The organism is Lactobacillus sp. UMNPBX16 (genome assembly GCF_002553775.1).
In the GTDB taxonomy this organism is placed as follows: domain Bacteria; phylum Bacillota; class Bacilli; order Lactobacillales; family Lactobacillaceae; genus Lactobacillus; species Lactobacillus crispatus.
Map to the genome: position 1 here is coordinate 1 of NZ_PCYU01000002.1, position 26,015 is coordinate 26,015.

The window sequence follows — 26,015 nt, forward strand, 5'->3', positions numbered from 1 at the left end:
AGGGATCATAGCCCAGAAAGGCAGTCAATTCAGCTTCTAACAAGTTATTAACAGCCTGTTGTAGCTCTTTGCGCAATAAATCATTTATTTTGTCTGGATTGAATAGAGCTTGAGCAAAATCTTTGGTAAAATCATTCATGAAGGAGTTCTTCTTTCTGTATGTTTTTTTTTGTTCAAACCAATCATACGAGAAAGGAACTCCTTTTTCTAATGTTTAAAGAAATAAATTTAAGGAATCATTCATCCTTACACAAACTATTTTACAGTCTCCTCTATTTTTATATATAAAATGTTAAAATCATATATTTAATTATTTAATTGTAACTAAAGTATACTTTCTCTTTCCTTTACGAATAATAACGTACTTACCATCAAAGTCACTTGATGGATCAACTTCGAAATCAGTACTTTGCTCACGATCGCCATTAACATAAATGGCACCATTCTTTACATCTTCACGAGCTTGACGTTTAGAAGGTTCAATCTTAGTGTCAACTAAGAAATCAACAATATTCTTCTTTTCATTGCCAGCTTCCGCACTTGGAGCATTCTTCAAACCTTGTTCAATTTGAGCAACTGATAAGTTCTTGATATTGCCCGAGAACAAGGCATCAGTAATCATTTTAGCTTCTTCAAGACCTGCTTCGCCATGAACAAACTTGGTAACTTCTTCAGCTAGCTTCTTTTGTGCAGCACGTTTCCAAGGTTCTTTCTCAGTCTTTTCAGCTAAATCTTCGATTTCTTCACGGCTAAGGAAAGTGAAGTACTTCAAGTATTTAACCACATCACGGTCATCTTGATTAATCCAGAATTGGTAAAATTCATAAGGACTAGTCTTTTCTGGATCAAGCCAAACAGCACCACCAGCAGATTTACCAAACTTAGTACCATCAGCCTTAAGCATCAATGGAATAGTTAAACCAAAGGCTGGACGATCTGCACCTTCAAGCTTATGGATTAAATCAATACCAGCAGTAATGTTGCCCCATTGATCACTACCACCAATTTGAAGTTGAACACCATCATCTTTATTCAAGTGGTAGAAGTCAATTGCTTGCAAAATTTGATAAGTAAATTCAGTAAATGAAATACCATTTTCAAGACGGCTAGCTACAACATCCTTGTTAATCATATTGTTAACTTGGAAGAACTTGCCATAATCACGCAAGAAGTCGATCAAGTTAAGCTTGCTTAGCCATTCAGCATTGTTTCTAATTTCAAAATTTTCAGTACCAAATAACTTCTTCATTTGATTAGTTAAGCTTTCTTCATTGTGCTTAACTTGTTCCGCAGTTTGTAAAGTACGTTCAGTCTTACGGCCTGATGGGTCACCAATCGCACCAGTACCACCACCAATTAAAATTACTGGATGGTAGCCCGCCATTTGGAATCTCTTCAAGATCATGAATGGAATAAGGTGTCCAATGTGAAGGGAATCACCAGTTGGGTCAGTACCACAGTACAATGCCAAATCGTCATGTTCTGCTAAGTACTTTCTCAAACCTTCCTCATCAGTTTCTTGATTAATGGCACCACGCCATTTTAAATCTTCCAAAATATCAAATTTTGCCATAGTTTTTCCTCCAATAAAAAACGTCCCCTGGTCAAAAGACCAAGGGACGACTAAATTACATTATTAGCCGTGGTACCACCCACGTTTGCGCGTATCGCGCCTCTTAATAGTCTTTATGGAAACTACCCCATTAGTACTTCGTCAAAATCAGCCTGCCTAGCTCACACCACACCGCTAGTTCTCTGAACGCTGAGCTGATTTGCTACTTAGATAAGGATATCTTAACGTGAAGACCATCTTTCGTCAACTCTTTTTGCCACAAAAAAGCCTGAGATTTCTCTCAAGCTTTCTTCTAGCTAGTCACCGATCTTGTAAAAGCCCTTAGCTTTTAGGCCATAAGCTTGACCAGCGGTCATATCATATTGAACCATTTCGTAATCGTTCAATATAGCTTGTTGTTCTGAAGTCAACTTCTTAGGATCTACAAAGTGACCCTTTTGGTCAACCAATTGGAAGCCTTTGTCACCATTAAAGTTAATGGTAATTGCAGGAAGCTTCTCGTGAACTTCAGTCAAAAGTGCTTGGTAAGGAGTTACCTTAGTGTTAGTTTGTTCAAGCATCATAGCAGTGAAGTCACTAGTGTTGACGAAGTTAGTGTTGTGAGTCAACTTGTTCTTAGCACCGTGTTGTCTTGCGTACTTGTTTGAGTAAATGAAGTAACGAGTTGAGTGCATTTGAACAGGATATTTGCCAGTGTAGTTTTGTGACAAGATACTTGGGTAGTGGTCACCGTAGAAGACAATGGTAATTGGCTTCTTGATCTTATCAATTTGACCAATAAACTTCTTAACAGCTTGGTCGGTGTATTGCGTACCCTTGATGTAAGTTGCCATTTGCTCACGAACAGCGGCAGTGTTGAAGAGTTCACCAGATACCTTGCCCATGTATTCATTGTTTGGATACCAGTTGTTGTAAGGCATGTGGTTTTGAATTGAGATCAAGTTAATAAATTGACCACCCTTCATGCTGTTGATTTGTCTCAAACCGTTAGCATAAGCAGTGAAGTCAGAGTTGTAAGTACTCTTACCAAGTTTCTTTTGATCAATGATCTTGTATTTAGAACCAAGGTAAACGAACTTGTTAAACTTAAATCTCTTGTAGTCTTCTACTCTTGAGTAGTAAGTACCAATGAATGGGTGAACAGCTGACTTGTAGTTGAAGTCCATACCAATGGTTGGGTAGAAGTCGTAGTTTGGTACGATTTGTACATATGGAGTCAAGGTTGACTTGAACATACCCATGTTGAATCCGGTCAAAGTTTCCCATTCCATGTTTGCAGTACCACCACCGTAACCGGCACTAAGCATGCTACCGTATGTGGCACGTTTCTTCATTGATTGGATAAACTTAACTGGGTTTGAAGTTTTTGGATCAATCTTAATTGTTGGGAAAGTATATGGATCAACAAAACTTTCACTCAAGTTGTAGACAATAGTTTGATCCTTTAAAGTATTCTTTCTTGTTTTGTTAATTTCATTAGCGATCTTGCTGTACTTCTCATTCAAATGTTGAATTGTAGATTTTGAATAGTTAGTTGGCTTATTCATAATCTGCAGGTCAAAGTAATTCAAGAAGTTCAATAATGGACCGTTAATTTGAATATCACGTTCAGGGTTTCTAAACGATTGCTTATTATCAAAGCCACGGTTAATGTGATAAATAATTCCGCCATCGTGGTTAAAGCGCACTGGTGTCATGAACAAAAGCAAACTCAACAATGCCCAAATACCACGGCGTTTCCATGAGCCCTTTTTCTTAATTGGAAACTTAATTTCAAGAAAGACAGTCAATGCAATGATAATTACTAAGGCAATAGCGATCATAATTATCTTTTGTTGGCCGACCATTGGCATCAAGGTCTTCCAGTTAACAATTTCGTCTAATTCAGTTGGATAAATTGGTTCCCCACGAAGATCTAATTTAATCTTGTTAGCAATAGCCCAACCAATTGTAATTACAGTTACTAAAACTGTTGAAGTCCAGTAACGCGTAGTAATGAAGTAGAAAATTGCAAACATTGCATCAAGGAAGATTGCTGTCAAAATAATAGCGAAGAATCTAGTCCCGAGCAAGAAAATTACGGCATTGATATCAGTTGCAGTCGTAATTTGGATCCGCAGATTATCTGATTCAATTAAAAATGAAGCAAAACTTAATACATAGAACCAGCCCCATGTAAGTAGTCGTACTCGATTTTCAACTATCCAAGCAGTGAAGTTAGTCCAAGCATCTTCAACAATTTCTGCTAAGTTATTATGTTGCTTGAAAAAAGCAACCGTCCGTTTAACCGGCTTCACCTTGAATAAATAGCGCTCATATAGCCAGCTTAAGCCCCAGGCAGCTAGCATCATGATGACAATCATCAAGAACTTGTTAAATCCAGCGCTATTGGTAAAGCGGAACGATTTAACAAAACCACCAATAATTGGAGCGTCCATAAAAATAATTACTGGAATAAAGAAGTGCATCTGCTTAGCACTGTAGCTAACGATCACTTTTCTAAAGATTAAGAAAGCTGCTAAAACCATTAAGAACAAAAATGGTGAAGCAATATTACTTAAAAATTTAGGATTCCAGGAATAAACGCCACTTCGACCAGATAATCGTTGGTACCAGTAAACCCCATTAAATCCGGGAACACCGATAAACATTACGAAGAAAGACATTACTCCAGCTGCAATTGACCAGCCAAAGACCTTTTTAGGAATTTTAACGTTAGCTAAAAACATCCCCCAAGCAAAGTACAAGATCAAATAAATGCCATAAATTGACTTGTTAAAGATCATTGTACCTGCACTAGTCGCAAAACCAGTCAAAGTTAATGCGCTAAGCAATAATACATTTTGCTTAGTAGTAATGCGATGTTGTAATTCATACAAGTATGGTTGAACTAGCATACTAAAAATCAAGCCAGCCAACAATACTGATGTACTAGTCAAAACTGGGAAAAATACTCCCCAGAGCTTCCACATATTAAAGGTACCTGGTCGTTTAAAGAAGTTCACCAAGTATAAAAGCACTAGTGTAACAACCGCTATAATCCAAAACTTAAAGGCTTCAGTTGGATGAACCTTTCTTTTGCTATAAACAGCACCAAAGACCATTGGTACTAGTACCATCGTACTGTGACCAAGTAGTCCTGGAATAAATCTCATTAGGGTACTTAATGGTAATCTACCAAAAGTGCTCCCCCAAGAATACATCTGCACTAGCATGAAAAATGCTGCAACAATCAAACAAATGATTTGAAGAGCATTTAGTGATTTTTTCTTGTTAATCTCACTCATTTTCTCTAGTCTGTGTCCTCACTAAAAATTTCTGTCATTACTTAATGATCCCTAGCTTCTTTTTAATTGAAAGCAGAATATCCACCTTTTTGCCATGACCGGTGAAAAAGTCTACGATATCATGCCAGAACTTAAAGCACATGATCAAAGTAATCACGATAAAAACAAATCCTGCTTCTTGATTATGCAAGAATGTATTTATACTGAATAAAAGCATAAACACTAAAGGCGGAATCGTCAAATTTTGCATAATTGCTGTTAATACCAAAGCCACTAATAAAGTAGCAAAGCCAACTTTCCAATTATAAAAAACTGCTACCTGAGCTGCAACCGCAACTCCTTTGCCACCTCGAAAATGATCCCAGATTGGAAAACAATGTCCTAAGATCAGGCCTAGCCCTGTATAAGCAATATTAATATGAGCTGGAAAAGCAAAATATACAATAAACAAGGCAATTAAACTTTTAAGCAAATCGCCTAAACAGGTTAAAATACCCCATTTTTTACCAAAAACAGCACCCATGTTAGCCGTTCCTGGATTATGTGAACCGTATTCAGTAGGATTTATTTTTAAAAAGATTTTGCCAACGATCATCGCCGTTAAGAAATTTCCAAAAATGTAGCCAATCAGAGTAGCCCAAATGCGCGCCATTAATTATCACCTTCTTCGGTGTAATCATAGATATGATAGTGCTGCGTTTTTTCGCTCTTAAAGCTAAAGCCATTTGCAATATTCTTTTCGTTTTGGAAAGTTTCATTATTTGAAATCGTTTCCTTAGGTAAACCTAATTCTTTGCGCACCAGGTTAGAAATCCGTTGCAATTCACTAGTTGGCTGTACTTGATAAGCCGCATCGTCGATCATTGCATTGTAACCATGTAGATAATCACTAGATGACGAATTGGCACAACTACGATAATTCATCGCAATCTGCTGCATCGCACTAAATGGCAAGTTAGTCCGAACATTGCTTGACACAGAAGTCAAAATTGAATCCAGATTTGATAATGAACTAATTGAAACTGCCTTCTTGATCAAGGTGGTAATTACCTGCCGCTGTCGTTCTTGACGACCATAATCTCCACGCGGATCATCATAACGCATTCTAGAATATGCTAGCGCACCTGCACCACCCATATGGGTCAGCTTGCCCTTTTTAAAAATATAACCGCCATATTCAAAGCTAAGCGTTGGTCTAATATTAATTCCGCCAACATAGCGAATCATCTTCATGATTCCACCCATGTTAACCACGGCATAATACTTGATTGGCACATTGATTAACTTAGAAACTGAATCCATTGACATCTTAGCCCCGCCTAATTCATAAGCGGCGTTAATCTTTTCTGTCTTGAAGCTCTCGCTTCCAACCATCTGTGCCATCGTATCACGCGGTGTTGAGACCAATGTGTAACGCTTCTTAGCAGGGTTAACTACAGCTAAAATCATGGTATCAGTCCGGCCGCGCTTTTCAGTTCGATCAAGGGCACCTGTATCAGTCCCCATCAGTAAAACAGCGAACTTCTTCTTTCCATCAAATTCACCTGTAGTTTTCACTGCAGTCTTAGGATCATAGGTCTTATCAACCGCTGACTTAGTACGGAAATAAACTGAGGCAAAGTACGCCGCTCCAGCAACCGCAAGCAAGGCTACGATACTAATAACCCAGACCCAAATATGACGATTTTTATAACTGTGTGTGTCTACCCGACTATTATGCGAGTGATTAGATCTTTGTTTTCTATCTTTCATAAAATATACCTATTATGATGTAAATTCACATTGAATGTATTATAACAAAAAAAGCAAATCATCGCTGACTTGCTTAGTATATCTTATTAAAATCGTTACTAATTTTTACTTCAAAGTCAAGCTTAACGCAAAATTATGGCTACTTTTTGCCTCTAATTCAATTTTATCCGTAAAAGCTGTAACGCTTCCTTCTTTTGCACTCAACTTAAAATCAGTTGAAGTAAGATCAATGCCATGTTCTTTGCCAGTCAAACTAATCTTATTGACCTGGCTTTCACTTTGCCAAGAAGTTGGTAAGATAAAGCCCAAAGAAAATGGCAGTTCCTTATTTGAAGAATTTTTCAAATAAAAGGATATGTTGACTTGATTACCCTCCAAAGCATAAGTAGTCATTACTTCAAAATGATATGGAAAACTCTTATAGCTCTCCGGCGTATCAATTAAAGTTAGACTTACGCGAGTATCACCTTTGTCAACAACGGTCCAAGGCAACTTGTTAGCCAAATTATCGGCTTGATCCATTACTGGAAAAGCAAGTGCCATACCTTCTTCACTTTCTTGCTCGCCGAGATAATTAAATTGATCTGTTAAAGACACCAGATGTGCCATCCGGGCCCCATTCTCATCGACAGAGACTTGAAAGAGAGAATTATCGATTGTTTGCATATTTTTCTCCCAATTTCTACACTCCTGTAACTCAAAATAGCACTTATCATATACAACTGTCAATTTTCACCACTTTCTTAGAAAAAATGGCGATCTTTCTTTATTTATAATATAATGAAGTTGTTCCAAAAAAATTATGAAATCAAAGAAATAATTATAGTTTTTGGAGCAAGTTGATACAAAGAAGGCATCCCTTAACGGTGATGCCTTTTTTGGTGCATAAAAAAACTCCGACTTACGCCGAAGTTCTATTTGTGTGAATAACTACTTAATAAATTAGTCGTCCAACTTTTCCTTGTTAACAACATCCAAGTTTTCGTCGAATGTGTAAACAACTGGTTCACCGGTCTTCATTTCCAAGTTCATAATGTCTTCATCAGAAATGTTTTCGATGTACTTAGTCAAAGCACGAAGTGAGTTACCGTGAGCTGCGATAATTACGTTCTTGCCGTCAAGTAAATCTGGAGCAATGTGGTCTTCCCAGAATGGCATTACACGATCAAGACATACGTGTAAGTTTTCAGCCTTAGGAACGATGTGTGGGTCCAAGTTTGCGTAACGACGGTCATGTGCTTGACTGAATTCGTTGTCATCATCAATAGCTGGTGGCAAAACATCGTATGAGCGACGCCAAATGTGAACTTGTTCATCGCCGTACTTTTCAGCAGTAGCCTTCTTGTTCAAGCCTTGTAAAGCACCGTAGTGACGTTCGTTAAGTCTCCAGGTCTTAGTTTCTGGAATCCAAAGTTGGCCACTTTCTTCAAGTGCAAAGTGCAAAGTCTTGATAGCACGAGTTAATAATGAAGTGTAAGCTTGGTCAAATTCAAGACCGTGTTCCTTGATTAAACGGCCAGCCTTCTTAGCTTCTTCAACACCTTTTTCTGAAAGGTTAACGTCAACCCAACCAGTAAATTGGTTTGAAAGGTTCCATTCACTTTGACCGTGACGGATTAAAACTAATTTTGACATGAAATATCTCCTTTTAAAATTCAATGTTTCATCCATATTTTACACATTTCACAAATTTTTTCATAGAGTTAAGACTAAAAAAATCGTGTTTTTTCAATTTTGTAACGTTATTCTTGCTATACTAGAAGAAAAAATTTAATGAAAGAAAGTTATGTATGAAATTTAAACACCAAAATATTATCATTACCGTTTTATTAGCACTACTCTTTTTAACAGCTTGCTCTAAAACAGATTCAAACAAAACAGCTAATTTACCTACTGCTAAAACTATTTTAACCAAGGCAGAAAAAGATAATTTTAATTCAATGCACGCTTCTTGGAATGAATCAGCTAATCAAAAAACGCAACAAAAAGCTGAAGCACAATACACTAAAAAGCCAACTGTCATTTATGCCAATGTTTCTAGCAATTCTAACCACTATCAAATGTGGATTGAAGGCAAAAACAATTACATCAAAATGAAGGGTACCAACTCACAACACTGGTTCAAGACTAAATTATCTAAAACTAGTGCTTACGGCGCCATCACCGATAGCTTAAACGGCAGCTTGCTCATGCCTTTTATCCCTACTGCTAAATCCTTTAAGGTAAAGCAAAACGGCAAAGATTACCTGCTTATTTATAAAGGAAACAACAAGAAAATTTGGAATGCCATTATTTCTGACTCGGCTTTCACTGCTTTAATCGGGATTGATCTTGATAATGTGAAGCCGATCAAAAATGATATCCAAATTAACGTTGATCAAAACTATCATATCAAAAAGGTTAATATTGACTCGACCTACAAAGACGACGGTCAAAAGAAGAACTTCACCATGCAAATTGATCAAATTAACCAAGTTAAAAAGTTAACTGTACCCGCTTCAGTTAAGAAGTCAGCCGTTGATTTAGGCAAGCTTAATACAAAATAAAATTAAAGAATAATCTGCTTCGTCAATAAGAAGCAGATTTTTTAGTTATAATAGAATTAATTGAAACATACAGGAGAAATGCAAATGAAATTAAAGAAAACAATTATCGGCTTATCCTTCGCCGCCCTCTTTTTATTAGGGGGCTGTAGTAAACAAGAAAAGAAAGCTGCGCCAGCTTTAACCAAGACTCAAGTGGTGCAAAAGATGAAGAAAGGCTTTCAATCTGGACAAGTTATTCAATCAGTTACCTTGGGAACAGATACTTCAAGTCAAGTAGCTTTAGCCAATACTACCTTTGGTGGGAAAAACACGGTTTACCATATCACTAACCAAACAACCAATAAAGGTAAAACCAGTTCCAATGAAGAATGGGTTAACCTCAATAATGTTTACATCAATGGGCAAAGCACTTGGTATAAGGCTGATCTTGAAAAACTTACTGGCCACAATTACGCTGAATTAACTGATGCAATTATGAATAATCACATGATTACCAACCCAAGTGATCAGTTAGTTTCAGCTTATAAGATGAAGAAAAGCAAAAAAGATGGTGTTTATACTTACACTTTAACTGCTAAAAGTACTGATCAAGCTTTAATGAAAAAGGCGGCAGCACCAATTTTTAACACTACTGCACAAAGCACCAATCAAGCTAAGGTTTTCAAGCAAATTCAAAAATTGGGCAAATACCAATCAATGAATGTAAAGGCTGTTGTTAAGGATGATAAACTATCCACCTTTAATGTCTTTGTTAACTTAAAACTAGGCAAATTAATGCACGTTAAGGTTGGTCAAAGTTACGGCAACTTCGGCAGCCACGACTTCTTGAAAGTCCCAACTTCCGCAACCAACGCCAAAGATTTGCCAACTACTAATACTAAAAAGAAGTAGGTCAAAAATGAAATTAGGAATTATCGGCAGCGGCATGATCGTCCACGATTTTTTAACAACCGCTGACCAAATAAAAAACATGACGATTACGGCCATTTCATCAACTAAACGTAGTGAAAAAATTGCGCAAGATTTAGCCCAGCAATATCACATTGCCCGCACTTACACCGACAATGATGAATTGCTAGCCGACCCTGGAGTTGACACAGTTTATGTGGCTGTACCCAACTTTCTTCATTACGAAGTTGCTAAAGCTGCGCTTGAACATGGCAAAAATGTCATCTGTGAAAAACCTTTTGTCCAAAGCACTGCCGAAGCTGAAGAACTAAAAAAGCTCGCTGACGAAAAAGACTTAATCATTGCTGAAGCCATTACTAACCTTTATTTAGAGAACTTCAAACAGATTAAAGCAGAAATCGCTAAGATCGCCCCAATCCACATCATTAATCTGAATTATACGCAATATTCCAGCCGTTATGATGCCTTCTTGACTGGTAAAATTGCCCCAGTTTTTGACCCTAAAAAAGATGGTGGCGCCTTGATGGACTTGAATATCTACAATATTCACTTAGTAGCTGCGTTGTTTGGCTTGCCTGATCAAGTTCAATATTATGCAAATATGCAAAAAGGCGTTGATACTTCTGGGATTCTTCATCTTTCTTACCCTGATAAGCAAGCATCCCTCACTGCGGCCAAAGATAGCTACGTAACACCACGTTCCTTTATTGAAGGTGAAAAAGGCAGCATCTACTTTGACGGTTCAACGGGAACGCTCGATAATTTCACAGTTGAGATGCGCAATGAAAAGCCTAAGCGTTACAGCTTAAACAAATATCCTCACCGTATGGCGGCTGAGTTTAATGCCTTTGCTCAAATGATCAACCAACATGATACCCAAAAAGCTGACTTAGCTTTCGTGAATACTTTAGAGACAATGCAAATTTTGACCAAAGCAAGAAATTCAATGATTTAACTATTCTCAAAATTTTCTAAATGGAGACAAACAATGAAAATTCTAGTAACTGGTTTTGATCCTTTTGGCAGCGATAAGATTAATCCTGCCATTGAGGCAGTCAAAAAATTGCCTGATACCATCAAGGGAGCAAAAATTATTAAATTAGAAATCCCTACAGTTTTTAATAAATCAGCCCAAGTCGTGCATCAAGCAATCGTAAAAGAGCAACCTGACTACGTACTCAATGTTGGTCAAGCTGGCGGTCGGTCCGCCCTAACTCCTGAGCGTGTAGCCATCAACATTAACGATGGCCGCATCCCTGATAATGATGGCTATCAACCACTAGATGAACCGATTCAACCAGATGGGGACACCGCCTACTTCACACAACTGCCGATCAAGGCCATGGCCAAGGCAATTCGGGCGGCAGGTTTACCAGCAATAGTTTCTAACACAGCTGGCACCTATGTCTGCAACCATATTTTTTACCAAGTGCAGTACATGCGCACAAAAGAATTTCCTAAGCTTAAAGCTGGCTTCATTCATATTCCATTTTTGCCAGAACAGGTTATCACCAGGCCAAATCAGCCTTCGATGGCACTAGCTGATATTGTTAAAGGCCTAACCGCAGCAATTGGCGCAATTGTTGAGCGTGATGGTCAAAGTGATATAAAAGCCGTAGAAGGACAAAATCATTAAGATAGTAAAAAACTAGCTGCAAAATTTGCAACTAGTTTTTTTGGTTAATTTTGATGACTCAATAATTTCTTTACTTGATCCGCATCCTTAAAGGCCCCGGAAAAGATCAAAATATCATTTGGTTCAATTACAGTCCAACCATGCGGAATCAACCATTCATTGCCACGGCGAATTCGACTAACCGTGATCTTGTCAACAAATTCCAAATCACTAAGTGGTCGCCCAGTATAACGCGTATTCTTCACCTTTACTGAGTACAAAACGTTATTGGTATCAGTCATAATCTTGTAGACCGTTGGTGATTCAATCAAGGCCCGCATTAAAGCTGAACGCACATTAGTAAAGTTAAATACTTCCACGCCTGCTTCTTGACAGTGCGATAAAGTATCACTGTCTACTTCATTCATCCGCGCAATTGCCCGTTTAACACCTAAGTCTTTGGCATATTCTGCCATGCGTGCATTTTCTTGATCATGATGCCCTGCTGCGACAAAAATATCACAATCAAAGGCGCTGCTATGTTCTAGACTTTGATTATCCAAATTATTGAGCAAAGTTAAGCCTTTAACTCGGCTATCATAAGTCTCGTATTGGTCCTTTTGATCAGTAAACATCTTGATTGAGTACCAATTATCATGTAAATCATGAGCAACTGGTACCGTAAAGGCATTGGCACCCACGATAGTAACTGTTTCTTTGATCCGATCTTCTGGTGATAAAACAAAGTTAGAATTAAAGACAATTGGACTAACAATGCAGACAATTACTGCTGCTAAGATAAAGACGTCAGATTGAGTCGAAGTAATTGCATGCAATTTACGCGCAACTTGCAAGGTTGGCAAAACAATCGTAATCGTCGTTGCCGTTAAAAAACCACCAGCAAAAGCATTCTTTTTCTCAAAGTAACGCATATAGATTAAGACGACTGGAGCTTTAGCCAAGAACAAGAAGATAACCAAAACTGGCAACAGCATCAATGATGATGGATGAGCAAATAATGACTTTAAGTTCAAGCCCACTCCAGTCATAATGAAGAAAATTGGAATAAAGAAACCATAACCAATGGAAGTTAACTTATCTTTAGTAGCTTCACTAGGCTCTAACAACTTCATAACCATTCCGGCTAAGAATGCACCTAAGATGTTTTCGGCACCAACTCGTTCGGCTACTGTAACTAAAGCAAAAATTAAGAAGAAGGCCAAGCGAATATCCAATTGGGTCGTAGCCTTGGTTACTTTGCTAAACCAAAGATATGGCTGCTTGAAACGACGCAAAAGAAAGATTGCCGCTACAAAAAGTAGGATAATCAGCCATAATTGCTCTGCGTTGCCCCCATTAACTGAAGCATAAATCGTTAACAAAAGCAGCGGAATTACTTCACCTAACACGGCAGTCAGTAAGACCGTCTGTCCGATCGGCCGCCCAAGGATATCTTTTTCTTTCAAGGTAGCAATAACAACCCCTAAAGCAACAGTCATAAAAATAATCGCTGCTAAAACAATATTGCTAAATAAGCTAATTAGCTTCAAAACATAAGCTAAAATAAAGGCCATAATCACAATGCCGGCAAAAGCAGTTAAAGCAGTAGGCAAAGGATCAACTGTTTTTCCTGCTTGTGACTTAGCTTTCGGATTATTTTTCCGTTGCAAGAGATCGAAGTTAATTTCCATCCCTGATAAAAACATCAGCAAAGTTACGCCGAGGTTCGATAAAAACGTCAAATCATGTGTCGAAACCACAATGTTAAAGCCGCTCGAACCGACAATAATTCCCACAATAATTTCCGCAATTGCGGTTGGCACGGTACTAATTTTAAAACGCGCCATAAAAATTGGAATCACGAGCGCCAATAAGACGACTAAAAATAGTGATAATTGCGCCATATACTCTCCCCTTTTCACATTCAACACAAGAATTATACAAAAAATACGCCTTAATTCCCATTAATTGTGGTTTAAGACGTATCTTTTTCTATCTAATATCGCTTGCTAATACATATTGCGTAGCATTCAAAGCATAATACTTTTGATTGTTAATGGTGATCTTACTACCGTAAGTCATCACTCGGCTGCCTTTTCTGACCAAATTATCTTTTTGAATTCGGCCTAAGCGTGTCCGCAAGTAAGTATTCTTCTTTGCAGTTCTAACTGTCGCGTCAATATTAGTAGCTACTACATATTGATTCTTACCAATCTGGTAGTATTTCTTATTATTGATCAACTTGTAACCTAAAACAGTTACTGGACTACCAGCTAACTTCAAGGTCTTGGTCTTCTTGCCGTTCTTGTCGTAAACATAAGCATCATGGCCTAAAGTTACTGCGCCTTGAACTTCTGCTGATACTTCGTCCTTAATCTTGTTTGGATCTTTACTGTTAGTATTTTCATTCTTCTTTTGTAAGTCGTAGTAATACTTTATTAAAGAATAAAATTGATCCATATCATAACCCCATTTGGCAAAGTAACCATCAGGGTCAACGTGATCAGTCCCACCTAAAAAGGTGCTAACTGCCTTGTGCGACCAAATTGTACCATCACCATCATCGCAAGCATTATCTGGCTTTAGATCATAGCGGTGCAACAACTTAGCAATATAAATTGCATCATTATTAACTGACTTAGCAAAGGCATCACGACTGCTTTCTTCACATAGTTCTATTTGAATAAAGCGGTTATTAGCTTGTTGCCCTGCACCCCAAGTACCAACGTTAGGAGAACACATTTGGATAATTTGCTTGCTATCAACAAAAGCATTTACGTAAGCATTAATCTTATTCCATTCACGGTTAAAGTAAATTGCTTCATCGTGAGCAGTCGCACCGGGATCATCAGTTTCATGAACTACAATCCCTTCTGGTTTGCCATTTTGATACTCAACACCAGGGAATTCATTGTACTTTATCCCCTCTAGTTTGAGCATTTTGTATAAATAGGTAACCCCACTATATTGGTACTTCTTAGCCAAACTGTTAATTGAAGCGGCGTCGACTTGGTTAGTTGACATTACACCAATTACGCCGAAAAATGCAATTAAGGCAATCAAAAATTTGCGTACTTTCACAATGAAATTCTTTCCTTAACTACATGAAGTTTGATTTCTTAATGTATTGACGAATACCTACTCGATAGTATTTCTTACCATTAATTGTTACTGCACTACCATAAGTGGCAATTTGGCTATGCTTTTTGTGCTTCAAATTGTTATCGCGGTTGCCATATTGATTATAAACATAGGAAGTTTTCTTCAAGAACTTCAAAGTACCATCAATATTGCCAGCTGCAATGTATTCATTTTCACCGACACGATAGTAAGTCTTACCCTTGATTGTCTTGGTACCGTAAGTGTTGATCCACTTGCCACCATTTTCATCACTGGTCTTGAACATCTTGCCCTTTAACTTCTTACCATTTTGGTCATAAACATAGGCATTATGCATCAAGTTCTTAGAAACGGGCTTCACATTCTTAGGTGCCTGAGTTACTGGTTCCTTAGTTGCAGAACTGCTCTTGTCCAAAACTGAGCCATTAACCCAACCGCGACCATCAATATACATTCTGCTTGAACCATCATGGAAAGTAATAGTCTTGGTAACTACTACTTTTTCACCAGCTTTAACAGAGCCAATAGCACTGGCAACAGATGGAGCAGTTGGCCAATTATAAGTTGAACTATCCTTACCAGCAGTATAAGTTCTCGTAGTATTAATAGTTACAGGATCATATTTGGTCAAATTCAAACTAGTAATATGACTATTCAAAGCCCTATCATACTTAGAATCGGTAGCGTAAGTCCCAGTCAAAGCCTTGGTAGCTGATGCATAAGTTGAAGCATTCTCAATCCAAGTACCCTTGTAACGCAATGGATCCCAAGAAACACCATTTCTCAACTTGCTTCCATTATCTTCAAATGATTGTTCAAAAGATGGATACTTTCTAAATGCGGCAGTAATATAGTAACTCTTACCGTTCTTGTCTTCTTCTCTAGTCTTGGTAGTATAAGTTTCACCAGTCCAAGAACTATCAGCCTTCATCCCAAAAAGGTTGTTGGCATTCACGGCTAACCCTGATTTACCCCAGCCTGACTCAGTTATTGCTTGGGCAATCATCACTGATGGCAAAGTTCCATATTTTTTGGCTGCTTTAACTGCTTGTTTAGCAGCTTTATTTAAAAATGCAGTTTGATCAGCGGTAGCGGCAGAAACTCGTTGGCTTGAGGCCTGATTCATCATCGTAGTGTTTACTGCTGGCACAGCTACAGAAGTAAGCATAGCGGCAGCAGCAAAACTGGTCAAAAGTCTCTTCTTCATAAAACGTGTCCTCCTTAATGTAACACCTCCATTGTATCCAGCAAATCAGGTCTAGACAAGCGTTTCAACAGATTTATTGTAAAAAAGTAACATTTGTAATATTTTACAGATAAGCTTCAAATATTCCAAAAGAGTCTACTTTACAACGTTCTGTTTACAATGATGTAGTTGGAATGCTCTTTAGTACAGTTGAACTTCGTCATGCCCAAATCATGTTGACTTATAACTCTATTGATCACCCAGAAACTACTTACTTTGGTTTTTCAGTTTCATGGCAAGAACGTAACAAGGATGGTCGCCAAGAACACTCTGATCACTTTATTGCTTACTAATGAGTAAAAGATATTAAAAAATCTAGTTAGTTTTTTGCTAACTAGATTTTTTGTGTTTCTGTGACCTTATTTGATTAATTATTAATAGCTTTAATAAACTTGTTCTTAGAATTGCGATCTCAGCATCCCTATATTAGATATTTACGATTTATGCGAGTTAAAGTACAAATTTTATAATTTCTATAAAAAGACGGACTGTTTTTGCAAGTCCTAAGTCTAGAGAAACCTGTCTAAGTGCTTCACCGCCTAGCAGAACTCTATCAATGGCAGCAAGCTTGAAATCAGCAGTATATTTCTGTTGAGGGCGATCCAGAATATCTTCACCATGTTTTTGAATCAAGCCCACCAAATACTGGATTCCTCCACGCCCCATCCCATATTTCCGGCTAAGGTAGGTGCCTCTTCTGTAATCATTTACCCATTCGTGGTAGATAGCAAGTTTGATTTCTTTAGTCTATTTAGTCATGAAAATAACCCCCGAAATTAGAACACTAATTTCGGGGGTCATATCATTTAAGGGGCTTTTTTATCTATAAAATAAAGTTTAGAAAAGTCTCTATCGTGCCATTTTCATACATGATGTATAGTCCAAGTGGAATGAATACTAAGGGCACAATGATTCGCTCGTATTTTTCAATTGTCTCGGATATTAACGGAATAGAGGATAGCACCCGACTAAGCTCGCAAAAGATAATTACGCCGATTGCAAACACAAGCAACGCCACGAGGGTCTGTGCCCAATCTAACGAAGCAAAATAAGGTATATAGATACTTAAATTATCTCCGCCAGACGCAATTGTCAGCAATGTAACTGTCCAAAACAGTTGATTTGCCTTACTTTGTTCTAATCTTTCAATAATTTCTTCCTCTTCTTCTTCTTCTTCCTCACCTTCTCCAACAATTGCAAAGCGAATCCCTAAATAGATAGGGATTAAACCAAGCAATCCAACCATCCATGCTTCAGGCACGAAATTGACGACATAAGCAGCAACTAAACTCACCCCTACAAGTAAGCCCGTGCCTAGATATTGCCCAGCATAAATATGCCATTTCTGTTTATTCTGTGATAGCTGTGCAAATAAAATAATCAAAACAATTAAATAATCTATACTGGTGGAAATATAAACACCAATAGCAGATATGATTGTCTGTCCCATAAAAACCTCCTGTATTAGTCAGTAATAAATCAGCAGATTTTAGGGGAGCACAGACACATTAATTTAGCTATCGCTAGTGGGTAATGCCGGACGTAAGAACGCATTTTATCCTCCTCAAAACGTAGTTACAAAATAGTTTCTAACTGGAATTCGGTGATTATTTCCAAGTAAGTATAACCAACTATACTTTACAAGGCAAAGTGTGGGTTCTACGAGGTAGTAGCGTTCTCCCTTCCTACTGGGAGAACTGCTATTTTTCTGCGCCTATTATCCGGCTAGAAAAACCTCCGACGGGCTATTGCATAGCGAGCGCATCTCATGCAGAACTCTACCCGAGCGGGGCAGGCTAGTGTTAGCTTAACCACAAGAAAATGAATTAACTATTTAGAATGCATTTTTTTCAATCGATCTTCAGCAATAGGCTGAAGAATATAAGGGAAAGCAGGGTCACTCATATCAACAATAACCTTATCTAACGTTTTCATAATCATTTCTCCGAACCTCTAAGATTTTGTTGTTTCTGCCAATTTGACTTGAAATACAAGCTCCGCAACTACTTTGATGAAAACAATGAAGAGGACATCTTCGACTATATTCCGCCACAAAAGACCAACCAAATCTTCACGCCTAAAAAGGTTGTAAAGCACATGGTTGATGACTTGGAAGCCAACAATCCAGGTATATTTGATGATCCTAACAAGACATTTGCTGATTTATACATGAAATCTGGTTTGTATATCACTGAAATTGTTAAAAGATTGTACGCAAACCCTGTCATGAAGCAGTTTTACCCTGATGATCGTGAACGGATTCTTCATATTATTAATCACCAAGTATACGGCTTAGCTCCAACACGAATCATTTATTTAATTGCCACAAATTATATTTTGGGATTCGATAATTCGATCAAAGGTGCACTTGATACAAGCCATTTTAAACAAGCTGATGCAGTAGAAGCTGCTAAAAATGGTAAGCTGCAAGAATTAATTGATAAAGAATTCGGTTTAGAATAAATTAATGACGAAGACTATTACTTAAAAATAGGAGAAAGACCAAACTACCAGCTGGTCTTTCTCCTATTTTTGTCATTACTTGTTTGTCACTGTATTTTTCTTTAGTATACGATGACCAACCCGTCTTTGACCATTTTCGTAAAGGTGTTCATGGACCTCATCACCGCGACTACCAGTTAATATTTTTATATAATATATACCCCCAAGTTAATTGACTTTTTTACGTGGCTTTTCAGTATTATTGGAATTTTGTTGAGTGTTGTTTCCACAGCAGCCCATACTACCAGAGCCACCGTGCATACCCTTGTGCATAAATAGCATCATGAGTGGGTGTGCTAGAAGAAAAAGGGCTATCAGAATCCATTGTGACATAGTTTCACTTCCTTTTGCTTTGTTTCTATAATAAGTTTTTGTCATCACTTAATTACACGTTTTTAATCTTTTTACCAGTCAATCCCATCGCATTAATTGCCACGATAATTGACGACATCGCCATGGCCACAGCACCAACGGCTGGGTCTAGAGTGATTCCCATAAATGACAACACACCGGCAGCGAGTGGAATTGCGACAATATTGTAGCCTGCTCCCCACCAGAGATTTTGAACCATTTTCCGATTTGTGATTTTAGCCAAATCAAGAAAATGTAAAATATCGCTGGGTTCTGATTTAACCAACACAACATCAGCGGAATCAATGGCAACATCGGTTCCGGCACCAATTGCAATTCCAATATCGGCCGCGGAAAGACTTGGTGCATCATTTACGCCGTCACCAACCATGATGACGTGATTGCCCTTTGCTTGATAATCAGCAATAATCTTTTGCTTATCATCTGGTAATAGGCCTGCATGGAATTCAGTCAATCCTAGTAAGTTAGCAACGTGTTCCGCGGCTTTTGGATTATCGCCAGTGAGCATTACGGGGGTAATTCCTCGCCTCTGAAGACCACTAATTAATTCCATAGCACTCGCTTTGATGGTGTCGCCTTCAGCAACCATTCCTTGAACTTGGGTGCCCTGCAATAGGAAGCTGACGGAATTACCCTTAGCAGCCCATTTATCAGCAGCGGCTTTGTCAAACCTGATCCCTTGCTTCGTTAAATAGTTACCATTAACAATCATATAGTCAGTGCCATCAATATTACCGGAAATACCAACGCCCGGAATATTTTGAGACTTTTCAGCCGCAACGACTTCAATGTCCTTCGCTTGGGCTTCAGCAATGATTGCTTGGGCCAGTGGATGAGTCGAATTATTTTCAAGGGCGGCCAGTCGGCTTAATAACGTTGTTTCGTCAATCCCATCATTTGGAATCAATGCATTCACCGTAAATTTACCTTCTGTTAACGTGCCAGTTTTATCCAAGAGAACGTGGCTAACATGTTGACTTGCTTCAATGGCTTGGCGATTTCGAACTAATAGCCCATTTTGAGCGCCAATCGTAGTAGAACGAGAAACCACTAATGGAATCGCTAATCCTAATGCATGCGGGCAAGCAATCACGAAGACGGTCACCATGATCGTCATTGCAGTCGCCAATCCCTGGGGTAACCAGGCAAAGAAAGCAATAATCCCAACACTAAGTGCCGCGTAAAATAGATACTTGGCAACTAAATCAGCTTTATCTTCTGCTTTAGATTTAGCTTGCTGGGCATTTCGAACCATTTTCATTACTTGAGAAAGATAGCCGGAGTCACCAGTACCACTAATTTTAACCGTTAGCGTCCCGTTATTGTTGATTGTACCACCAATGACCTTATCGCCAACGTTCTTGGTAACGGCAGCAGATTCACCGGTTACCAGTGCTTCATTCACGGTCGACTCCCCAGCCGTAATAACACCATCGGCTGGAATACTCTCACCTGAACGCACTTGGAAAGCTTGACCAACTTTTAAATCAGATACTGGCACTTCTTTTGTTTCACCATTATCTGTAACTAGATGGGCCGTCTTAGGCAACAGAGCCGCCATCTTTTGTAATGCATTCCCAGCCCCCATCAATGCATTCATTTCAATCCAGTGTCCTAGAAGCATAATTAAAATCAGGGTTGCAAGTTCGAACGAAAAATCCATTACAGGATTTGCCGGGTTCAAGAAGTTGTTGGCAATAAATGCGTACAAACTGTAGAAATACGAAACGGAAATTCCAAGGGTTACTAGCGTCATCATTTCAGGAGATTTATTCTGAATTTCCGCTTTAGCCCCCTTTAAAAAGGGCATTCCGCCATAAAAGTAAAGTGCCGTATCAAACAAAACGATGATAATGCCAACAATTAGCGGTGAACTGAAACTAAGGATGGAAACGTTTAAACCCATGATTGGTGCTAACAATAAAACTGGAATCGCTAAGACAACGGAGACCCAAAATTTAACTTTCAAATTCCCCATATGCATCATTGAGCCACCGTGCATCATCATGTCGGTCCCAGCCATATCCATATCACCGTGATTCATGTTCATTTGGCTGTGATCCGTTTCGGTCATATCGTGATCCATATGACTCATATTTGATTCATTATTTTCCATATTCTTAGCACTCATGTTTTTCATGTTCATATGTTCCTCTTTATTTTCCATGATTATCGACCCTCCTAAAAATAAGTGTGCGTAGCAAAGCGGTTAGAAGCCTAAATATAAGTTCCTTGTGTGGAAATCCCCGGGCTCGGGATTTTTGTGCAGCAATCCTAAAAGTAAACAGAACACCACAGTCTTAACACGTTTGATCACCTGGCAAGCAGTTACACTGAACTTCTTCGGGCGCTGTTTTGGCCTTTTCAGCTAGAATCGCCTGTAAGTTCGCAATATTCGCCCGTGAGAGTTCCCTTGACTGAATAACGCCGGCAATTGTTGAACCAGCCCGCATCGCACACATATGGTCAAACAAATCATCTGCCGCTGCTGCCATTGATTCCTTCTCGCCAACAACCGGCTTATACGTGAATGGTCGACTGCCGCCATGCTGCGCAACCGCCTGTTTTTGAATCAACCTGTGAAGTAGCGTTTTGGTTGTTGAAGCTGACCAGCCTTCTAATTCGTTCATAGCATCAATTAGTTCACGACTAGTCGCATGTCCCATTGTCCAAATTACTTTCATAACCATCCATTCAGAATCGGTGATGGTTACATTCTTTGCATCCTTCAATTGGCTTCCTCCATTAATTGAATTCTAAGTTTACGTTTGTAACCTCCTAACACTTATTAGTTTACAATTGTAGTCACAATAATGCAACCTTTCTGCCAGAAAATACTAGGAATTTTTCACTATAATGAATACTTGCTAGAAAATAGTTCTTTATATCAAGAACTTAAAAGATATTACCGTGGGAAAGATTAACATATTTTGTATTCATAAATTGAAAGTAGTAGCCCGCCCTGAAAATGCTGATCTTTCAAGTTATGAGCCAATTATCCTCGCAAGCTTTATAGATACTAACACATTTTATAGCATCTAAATCAACACAAAACAATAAAAAAGTTACTAATAAATGTAACTTTTTCATTGTGCTTATGCAATTTTTTCAACATTATTCATAATTTCAACACATAATGCTTGTATCAGCATTTCAACTTCAAAGCTATGTTTAGCAAGCTCAGTAGCAAAATAAGTATGTACGTTTTTAGCTAATAACAGTAACTTGACTACGGTTAAAGCAAGTTTATCATCAATACTTTCAGCATCAAGTTCTGTTTGAGTAGCATAATAATGTGCATCTGCTACACTTTTCTGTAGTTCTTCATTGTTTTCATCCAGTATTCCTACAAGGAAGTAGCTAATAGCTTCGTGCATTTCAAAAAGTGCTGTCACGGCTTAGAGCAATGTCTCAATAGTGACTTTGAGACAGGTAAGTTGATCAGCAAGAAATTACAGGCAGCAGCTAGAGATAACTTAAAGCGGCGTCATGAAACGCACATTGGAATTCAACATGGAGCGTTAACAACAGAAGTTGCTGGCGGAAGTTATTTAAGTAAATTCAATCGAATGTTAAACCACATAAATTATTAAGGAATTAAGGTCAGACTAATGGTTTTTAGGCTACCGCAAAAACATTTACACTTACACCAAATTTTAATTGATTGCAGTTTTTGGTTTTATTTCATATAATAATAAAAGAAAAGGAGCTAGCAAGTGCAAGTTGCTAACCCCAATCGTAACTCAGGTGACGGTTCGTGCTAACCCTTGTGGTTAGCTTTTTTTATTATCGCATAAGCTTTTGCTAGATTGATGACAAATTTGCCAACTGCGCCTAGCGTTATACTTATTGCAATAGACCAAGCTATCACGCGGCTTTCGCACTCTCCAGTCTTATCCAATTTGGCATGACTCATCACCTCCGTAACATCAGGATTTGTGAGGGGTGTGGAGTCAGCACTAAGTTACTAAGCTTTCGCGGTAGCTAACCGTTGCTGAAAGCCTGCTTTAATTCTACTGAATAATTCATGAATATGTCAATTTTACTATGATAGTAGTACAAGTAATAATACATGCATTTTTATCTGTACATGTATCAATAGTCAACTACCCTAGACTGAAGTCTTGGGCTTGGTGGCTTGTTAGCTTGCACCAACCAGAACACCAACTTGCTTAGATACGGATTTGACTTACCAGCAATAATCTTTTGACTATTGCCGATAGAGGTCGTCTAATTACCAAAGCCTTTTGAGTCCGCGAGTTGCTAGCGGACTGCAGCCTAGCTTAGGCTGCTTTTTTTATTTTAGGATTTTGCCACTTGCCTAATCCTTTTTCTAAGATGTTCACGGCGGCATTCCAATCACGAATATGGTGCGTTCGACAGATTGGGCAAGTCCACTCTCGATCCCTAAGGGTTAATTTCTTATAACCGTTTTGGCCCATAATACTGCCACATTGATGGCATCTTTGGGTGGTGTAGTTAGGATCAATTGTTAGAAATTCTTTGCCATATAGATCTGCCTTATAAGCCAGCATGTTCAGGAAACTACGCCAGCCAACATCTGAAATAGCTTGAGATAAGGCATGATTCTTTAACAGGTTTCTGCTTCTTAGTTCTTTTTTCATCCCAAAAATCACGCAGCGGACAAAACCCACCCACCTACCCCTAGCAAATAAGAGGACAAAAACCACCCTTTCATCGCTTGGCAAAAATCGAGTACACAATATACGTACTTCAGGCGTGTCGCCTGTACGCATGCTGATCCTTCAGCAATGACTACTACCTCATGAGAGTTATAAACTCATGGATCTTGCTTTGAAGAATTTTGTACATTATAGGCTCCCTACATGCTGAACCTATGGCCTATTACATTTTTATATTTCAAGGAGGAAAAGACCACATGAAGAAAAATTTAAGAATTGTTAGCGCTGCTGCTGCTTTATTAGCTGTTGCTCCAGTTGCTGCCTCAGCTGTTTCTGTTAACGCTGCTGACTCTACTGCAACTACTACTGCTAACACTTCAGCAACTACTAACAGCAATGTATCACTTAACTTGAACGGTGCAGGTAACACTGCTACTAACGCTCAAAATACTGTAAATGTATCATCATCATTCAGCTTAAACGCACCAGTTAAGGAAGGTAATACCGTAACTGCTAATGCTACTTTTGGTGGTGAATTAACTGCTAACCTTAATGGTACTAGCGTATCATTAAACGTAGCTAATGCTGCTAAGCAAGCTACTATCGTTGGTTCAGATAACAAGGTTGTTTACAGCTGGGATGCAACTAATAACAAGGCTCAAAACGACTTAAACACTGTAACCGCTAGTCAAACATACACTTTAACTCTTAAGGGTGTTGGCTTTAGCTTTGGTAACAGTATGGCCGGCAAGACTGTAAGCTTCAACCTTCCTAAGGGTGCAACTCTTAAGCAAGGTGATAAGACTGTAACTGAATTGAAGTTAGACCAATTTGGTAATGCAACTGATTTGACTTACACTCAATCACTTACTGCTTATGACCAATCAAATACTAACGCTGTATTCTTCATTAACAAGAACAGTGGTACTACTGAAACCAAAGGCTTGTACATGGATCTTGCACAAAACGGTAAGATGAATGTAACTAACCTTCTTAATAAATTGGAAGACCAATACAACGCTGTTCAATACAGTGACAAGAAGTTCAATCCAGTAAATATTACTACTGATGCAGAAGCTGTTAAGGCTGAACTTAAGAAGCAAAACATTACTGTTGACAATGCTGGTAACTTTGAAGCACCTGATACCTTCACTGTAACTTTGAATGCTAAGTCAAATGTTAACGGCAAGACTGCTTCATTACCTGTAACTGTTTCAGTTCCAAACGGTAAGAAGACTACTGTTGACAGCCAAACCAAGACTATTATGCACAACGCTTACTACTACAAGGAAGACGGTACTACTCGTGCTAACAACGACAAGGCTAAGCGTTACGAATCAGTAACTGTTGCTATGTCAACTAAGAAGATTGGCGACAAGAACTTCTACGAAGTAATTAAGGACGGCAAGGCTACTGGTATGTACATCAATGCAGACAACATTGATGGTACTGAACGTACTTTGAAGCACAACGCATACGTTTACAAGACTTCAAAGAAGCGTGCAAACAAGGTTGTTCTTAAGAAGGGTGACACTGTTGTTACCTACGGTGGTACTTACACATTCAAGAATGGTAAGCAATACTACAAGATCAACAACAATACTGAAAAGACTTACGTAAAGGCTTCAAACTTTTAATTAAGTCTAAGTAGTATATAAGGAAAACGAGGCATTTGCCTCGTTTTTCTTTTGCTCTGAAAAATAAGCATGACTTTGACTAATGTTTAAGTAAAAATAATTGAATTTAGATTATAATATTGTTATAATTTTTCATAGAAAAAATCAAATCAGGCTGATATAATGCTGTGTTTTTTCGCTATAGTTGTGAGGCGCTATGGTGCCCGACAGAGGCTTTATATCTGATCGTTAGTCTTGACAGGCGATATGGTCCTGTCCGTCCTCTTATTGTGACTTTTATAATTTTGTTGGACTGTTAGGCTGTGTATTGTGTAGCTTAACAGTCTTTTTCAAAGGAAAGCTATTATTTTATATGGTATATCGGATTAATAGCTCAAGCTGAAGCAATGCCCAATCTTATACGAAAGATGTTCAGTAAAAGTAAATCTAATTAATTTTCCTTTTTTTCTCACCTAATCTGCACCTTTTACTGATGATCTCAATGATCATCAGTTTTTTCTAATTGCCTTGATTAGCAATCAATCATATAAATACCGCTTTTTGGCTCTAAAAAAAGGCACCGCTGTTGCGATACCCTCAGCCAATACATTTAGTTTTAATGCTATAAAATTTGGTGAAACAAAAAATCGTTACTCATTTGTCCGATTAGAGTAGCGATTTTTTTGTGTCTTAATTCTCGCACATGCAAGTTGTTTCATCTTTATATGAACATGTTAGCATATTTTTTTATATTTTTCTATATTCATGGTTTGTTTGCAGTATTTACGTTTAAATTAATGGATTGGCTCAAAAAAGATGCCGCTTATGCGACAT

Annotated in this window: 20 protein-coding genes and 5 pseudogenes; 8 read left to right on the top strand and 17 right to left on the bottom strand. The window is 38.3% G+C overall.

The window, feature by feature from the left end; all coding sequences use genetic code 11:
* The 7 genes and pseudogenes from CP367_RS00140 to CP367_RS00170 all read right to left on the bottom strand — a co-directional run.
* Positions 1–139: pseudogene (locus CP367_RS00140) on the bottom strand (IS256 family transposase); the annotation flags it as partial.
* A 171-nt stretch (positions 140–310) separates the two neighbouring features.
* A complete protein-coding gene (tyrS, locus tag CP367_RS00145) occupies positions 311–1,573 on the bottom strand; it encodes a tyrosine--tRNA ligase (RefSeq protein ID WP_005724067.1) in 1,263 nt (420 codons plus the stop codon).
* A 296-nt stretch (positions 1,574–1,869) separates the two neighbouring features.
* Positions 1,870–4,860: an LTA synthase family protein gene (locus CP367_RS00150; RefSeq protein WP_089146227.1), complete on the bottom strand. Its 2,991-nt coding sequence runs from the start codon at positions 4,858–4,860 to the stop codon at positions 1,870–1,872.
* A gap of 37 nt (positions 4,861–4,897) precedes the next feature.
* The gene (locus tag CP367_RS00155; RefSeq protein WP_089146226.1) at positions 4,898–5,512 is read right to left on the bottom strand and encodes a glycerol-3-phosphate acyltransferase; all 615 of its coding nucleotides are present in this window, start codon (positions 5,510–5,512) and stop codon (positions 4,898–4,900) included.
* Positions 5,512–6,612: an LCP family protein gene (locus CP367_RS00160; protein WP_089146225.1), complete on the bottom strand. Its 1,101-nt coding sequence runs from the start codon at positions 6,610–6,612 to the stop codon at positions 5,512–5,514. Before CP367_RS00160 ends, CP367_RS00155 begins: the two co-directional genes overlap by 1 nt.
* A gap of 105 nt (positions 6,613–6,717) precedes the next feature.
* The gene (locus CP367_RS00165) at positions 6,718–7,278 is read right to left on the bottom strand and encodes an aldose 1-epimerase (protein ID WP_023488455.1); all 561 of its coding nucleotides are present in this window, start codon (positions 7,276–7,278) and stop codon (positions 6,718–6,720) included.
* Between the two features lie 276 nt (positions 7,279–7,554).
* Positions 7,555–8,247, bottom strand: coding sequence for a 2,3-diphosphoglycerate-dependent phosphoglycerate mutase (locus CP367_RS00170; RefSeq protein ID WP_005721679.1), 693 nt, complete (start codon positions 8,245–8,247; stop codon positions 7,555–7,557).
* 155 nt (positions 8,248–8,402) lie between these two features.
* Between CP367_RS00170 and CP367_RS00175 the strand changes: the two genes are divergently transcribed.
* The 4 genes from CP367_RS00175 to pcp all read left to right on the top strand — a co-directional run bounded on the left by CP367_RS00175 (position 8,403) and on the right by pcp (position 11,703).
* Complete coding sequence (locus CP367_RS00175) at positions 8,403–9,158, top strand: DUF6612 family protein (RefSeq protein WP_013085736.1); 756 nt, start codon at positions 8,403–8,405, stop codon at positions 9,156–9,158.
* 84 nt (positions 9,159–9,242) lie between these two features.
* Positions 9,243–10,049: a hypothetical protein gene (locus tag CP367_RS00180; RefSeq protein WP_013085735.1), complete on the top strand. Its 807-nt coding sequence runs from the start codon at positions 9,243–9,245 to the stop codon at positions 10,047–10,049.
* 7 nt (positions 10,050–10,056) lie between these two features.
* Positions 10,057–11,022 carry a Gfo/Idh/MocA family protein gene (locus tag CP367_RS00185; protein WP_013085734.1) on the top strand — a complete coding sequence of 322 codons (966 nt, stop codon included), beginning with the start codon at positions 10,057–10,059 and terminating at the stop codon, positions 11,020–11,022.
* A gap of 33 nt (positions 11,023–11,055) precedes the next feature.
* Positions 11,056–11,703, top strand: a complete 648-nt coding sequence (gene pcp / locus CP367_RS00190; RefSeq protein WP_065989873.1) for a pyroglutamyl-peptidase I — start codon at positions 11,056–11,058, stop codon at positions 11,701–11,703.
* Positions 11,704–11,747: 44 nt separating this feature from the next.
* Here the strand turns inward: pcp and CP367_RS00195 are convergent, their stop codons facing one another.
* The 3 genes from CP367_RS00195 to CP367_RS00205 form a co-directional block, all read right to left on the bottom strand.
* Complete coding sequence (locus CP367_RS00195) at positions 11,748–13,586, bottom strand: monovalent cation:proton antiporter family protein (RefSeq protein WP_065989875.1); 1,839 nt, start codon at positions 13,584–13,586, stop codon at positions 11,748–11,750.
* 88 nt (positions 13,587–13,674) lie between these two features.
* Positions 13,675–14,763: an SLAP domain-containing protein gene (locus CP367_RS00200; protein WP_013085731.1), complete on the bottom strand. Its 1,089-nt coding sequence runs from the start codon at positions 14,761–14,763 to the stop codon at positions 13,675–13,677.
* A 19-nt stretch (positions 14,764–14,782) separates the two neighbouring features.
* Complete coding sequence (locus CP367_RS00205) at positions 14,783–16,009, bottom strand: glucosaminidase domain-containing protein (protein ID WP_089145687.1); 1,227 nt, start codon at positions 16,007–16,009, stop codon at positions 14,783–14,785.
* 173 nt (positions 16,010–16,182) lie between these two features.
* On the opposite strand from CP367_RS00205, the gene CP367_RS10735 reads away from it, so the two are divergent.
* Positions 16,183–16,341, top strand: a complete 159-nt coding sequence (locus CP367_RS10735) for a hypothetical protein (RefSeq protein WP_023488447.1) — start codon at positions 16,183–16,185, stop codon at positions 16,339–16,341.
* Between the two features lie 196 nt (positions 16,342–16,537).
* Here the strand turns inward: CP367_RS10735 and CP367_RS00210 are convergent.
* Together CP367_RS00210 and CP367_RS00215 are read right to left on the bottom strand one after the other, a co-directional pair.
* A pseudogene (locus tag CP367_RS00210) lies at positions 16,538–16,786 on the bottom strand (IS3 family transposase); the annotation flags it as partial.
* Positions 16,787–16,871: 85 nt separating this feature from the next.
* Complete coding sequence (locus tag CP367_RS00215) at positions 16,872–17,498, bottom strand: CadD family cadmium resistance transporter (RefSeq protein ID WP_089145686.1); 627 nt, start codon at positions 17,496–17,498, stop codon at positions 16,872–16,874.
* Between the two features lie 536 nt (positions 17,499–18,034).
* Between CP367_RS00215 and CP367_RS00220 the strand changes: the two are divergent.
* Positions 18,035–18,511: pseudogene (locus CP367_RS00220) on the top strand (type III restriction endonuclease subunit R); the annotation flags it as partial.
* Between the two features lie 207 nt (positions 18,512–18,718).
* Here the strand turns inward: CP367_RS00220 and CP367_RS00230 are convergent.
* The 4 genes from CP367_RS00230 to CP367_RS00245 form a co-directional block, all read right to left on the bottom strand.
* Positions 18,719–18,883: a DUF2933 domain-containing protein gene (locus CP367_RS00230; RefSeq protein WP_080542591.1), complete on the bottom strand. Its 165-nt coding sequence runs from the start codon at positions 18,881–18,883 to the stop codon at positions 18,719–18,721.
* A gap of 52 nt (positions 18,884–18,935) precedes the next feature.
* Positions 18,936–21,089, bottom strand: coding sequence for a heavy metal translocating P-type ATPase (locus CP367_RS00235; RefSeq protein ID WP_089145684.1), 2,154 nt, complete (start codon positions 21,087–21,089; stop codon positions 18,936–18,938).
* Between the two features lie 133 nt (positions 21,090–21,222).
* Entirely contained in the window at positions 21,223–21,654 is a 432-nt protein-coding gene (locus tag CP367_RS00240; protein WP_089145683.1) for a CopY/TcrY family copper transport repressor, read from the bottom strand.
* Positions 21,655–22,017: 363 nt separating this feature from the next.
* On the bottom strand, positions 22,018–22,299 hold the full coding sequence (locus CP367_RS00245; RefSeq protein WP_089145682.1) for a hypothetical protein: 282 nt from the start codon (positions 22,297–22,299) through the stop codon (positions 22,018–22,020).
* Positions 22,300–22,320: 21 nt separating this feature from the next.
* On the opposite strand from CP367_RS00245, the pseudogene CP367_RS00250 reads away from it, so the two are divergent.
* Positions 22,321–22,515 (top strand): annotated as a pseudogene (locus CP367_RS00250) (ISLre2 family transposase); the annotation flags it as partial.
* Between the two features lie 690 nt (positions 22,516–23,205).
* Here the strand turns inward: CP367_RS00250 and CP367_RS00255 are convergent.
* A pseudogene (locus CP367_RS00255) lies at positions 23,206–23,541 on the bottom strand (RNA-guided endonuclease InsQ/TnpB family protein); the annotation flags it as partial.
* A gap of 281 nt (positions 23,542–23,822) precedes the next feature.
* Between CP367_RS00255 and CP367_RS00260 the strand changes: the two are divergent.
* On the top strand, positions 23,823–25,202 hold the full coding sequence (locus CP367_RS00260) for an SLAP domain-containing protein (RefSeq protein WP_089145680.1): 1,380 nt from the start codon (positions 23,823–23,825) through the stop codon (positions 25,200–25,202).
* The last annotated feature ends 813 nt before the right edge of the window (positions 25,203–26,015 follow it).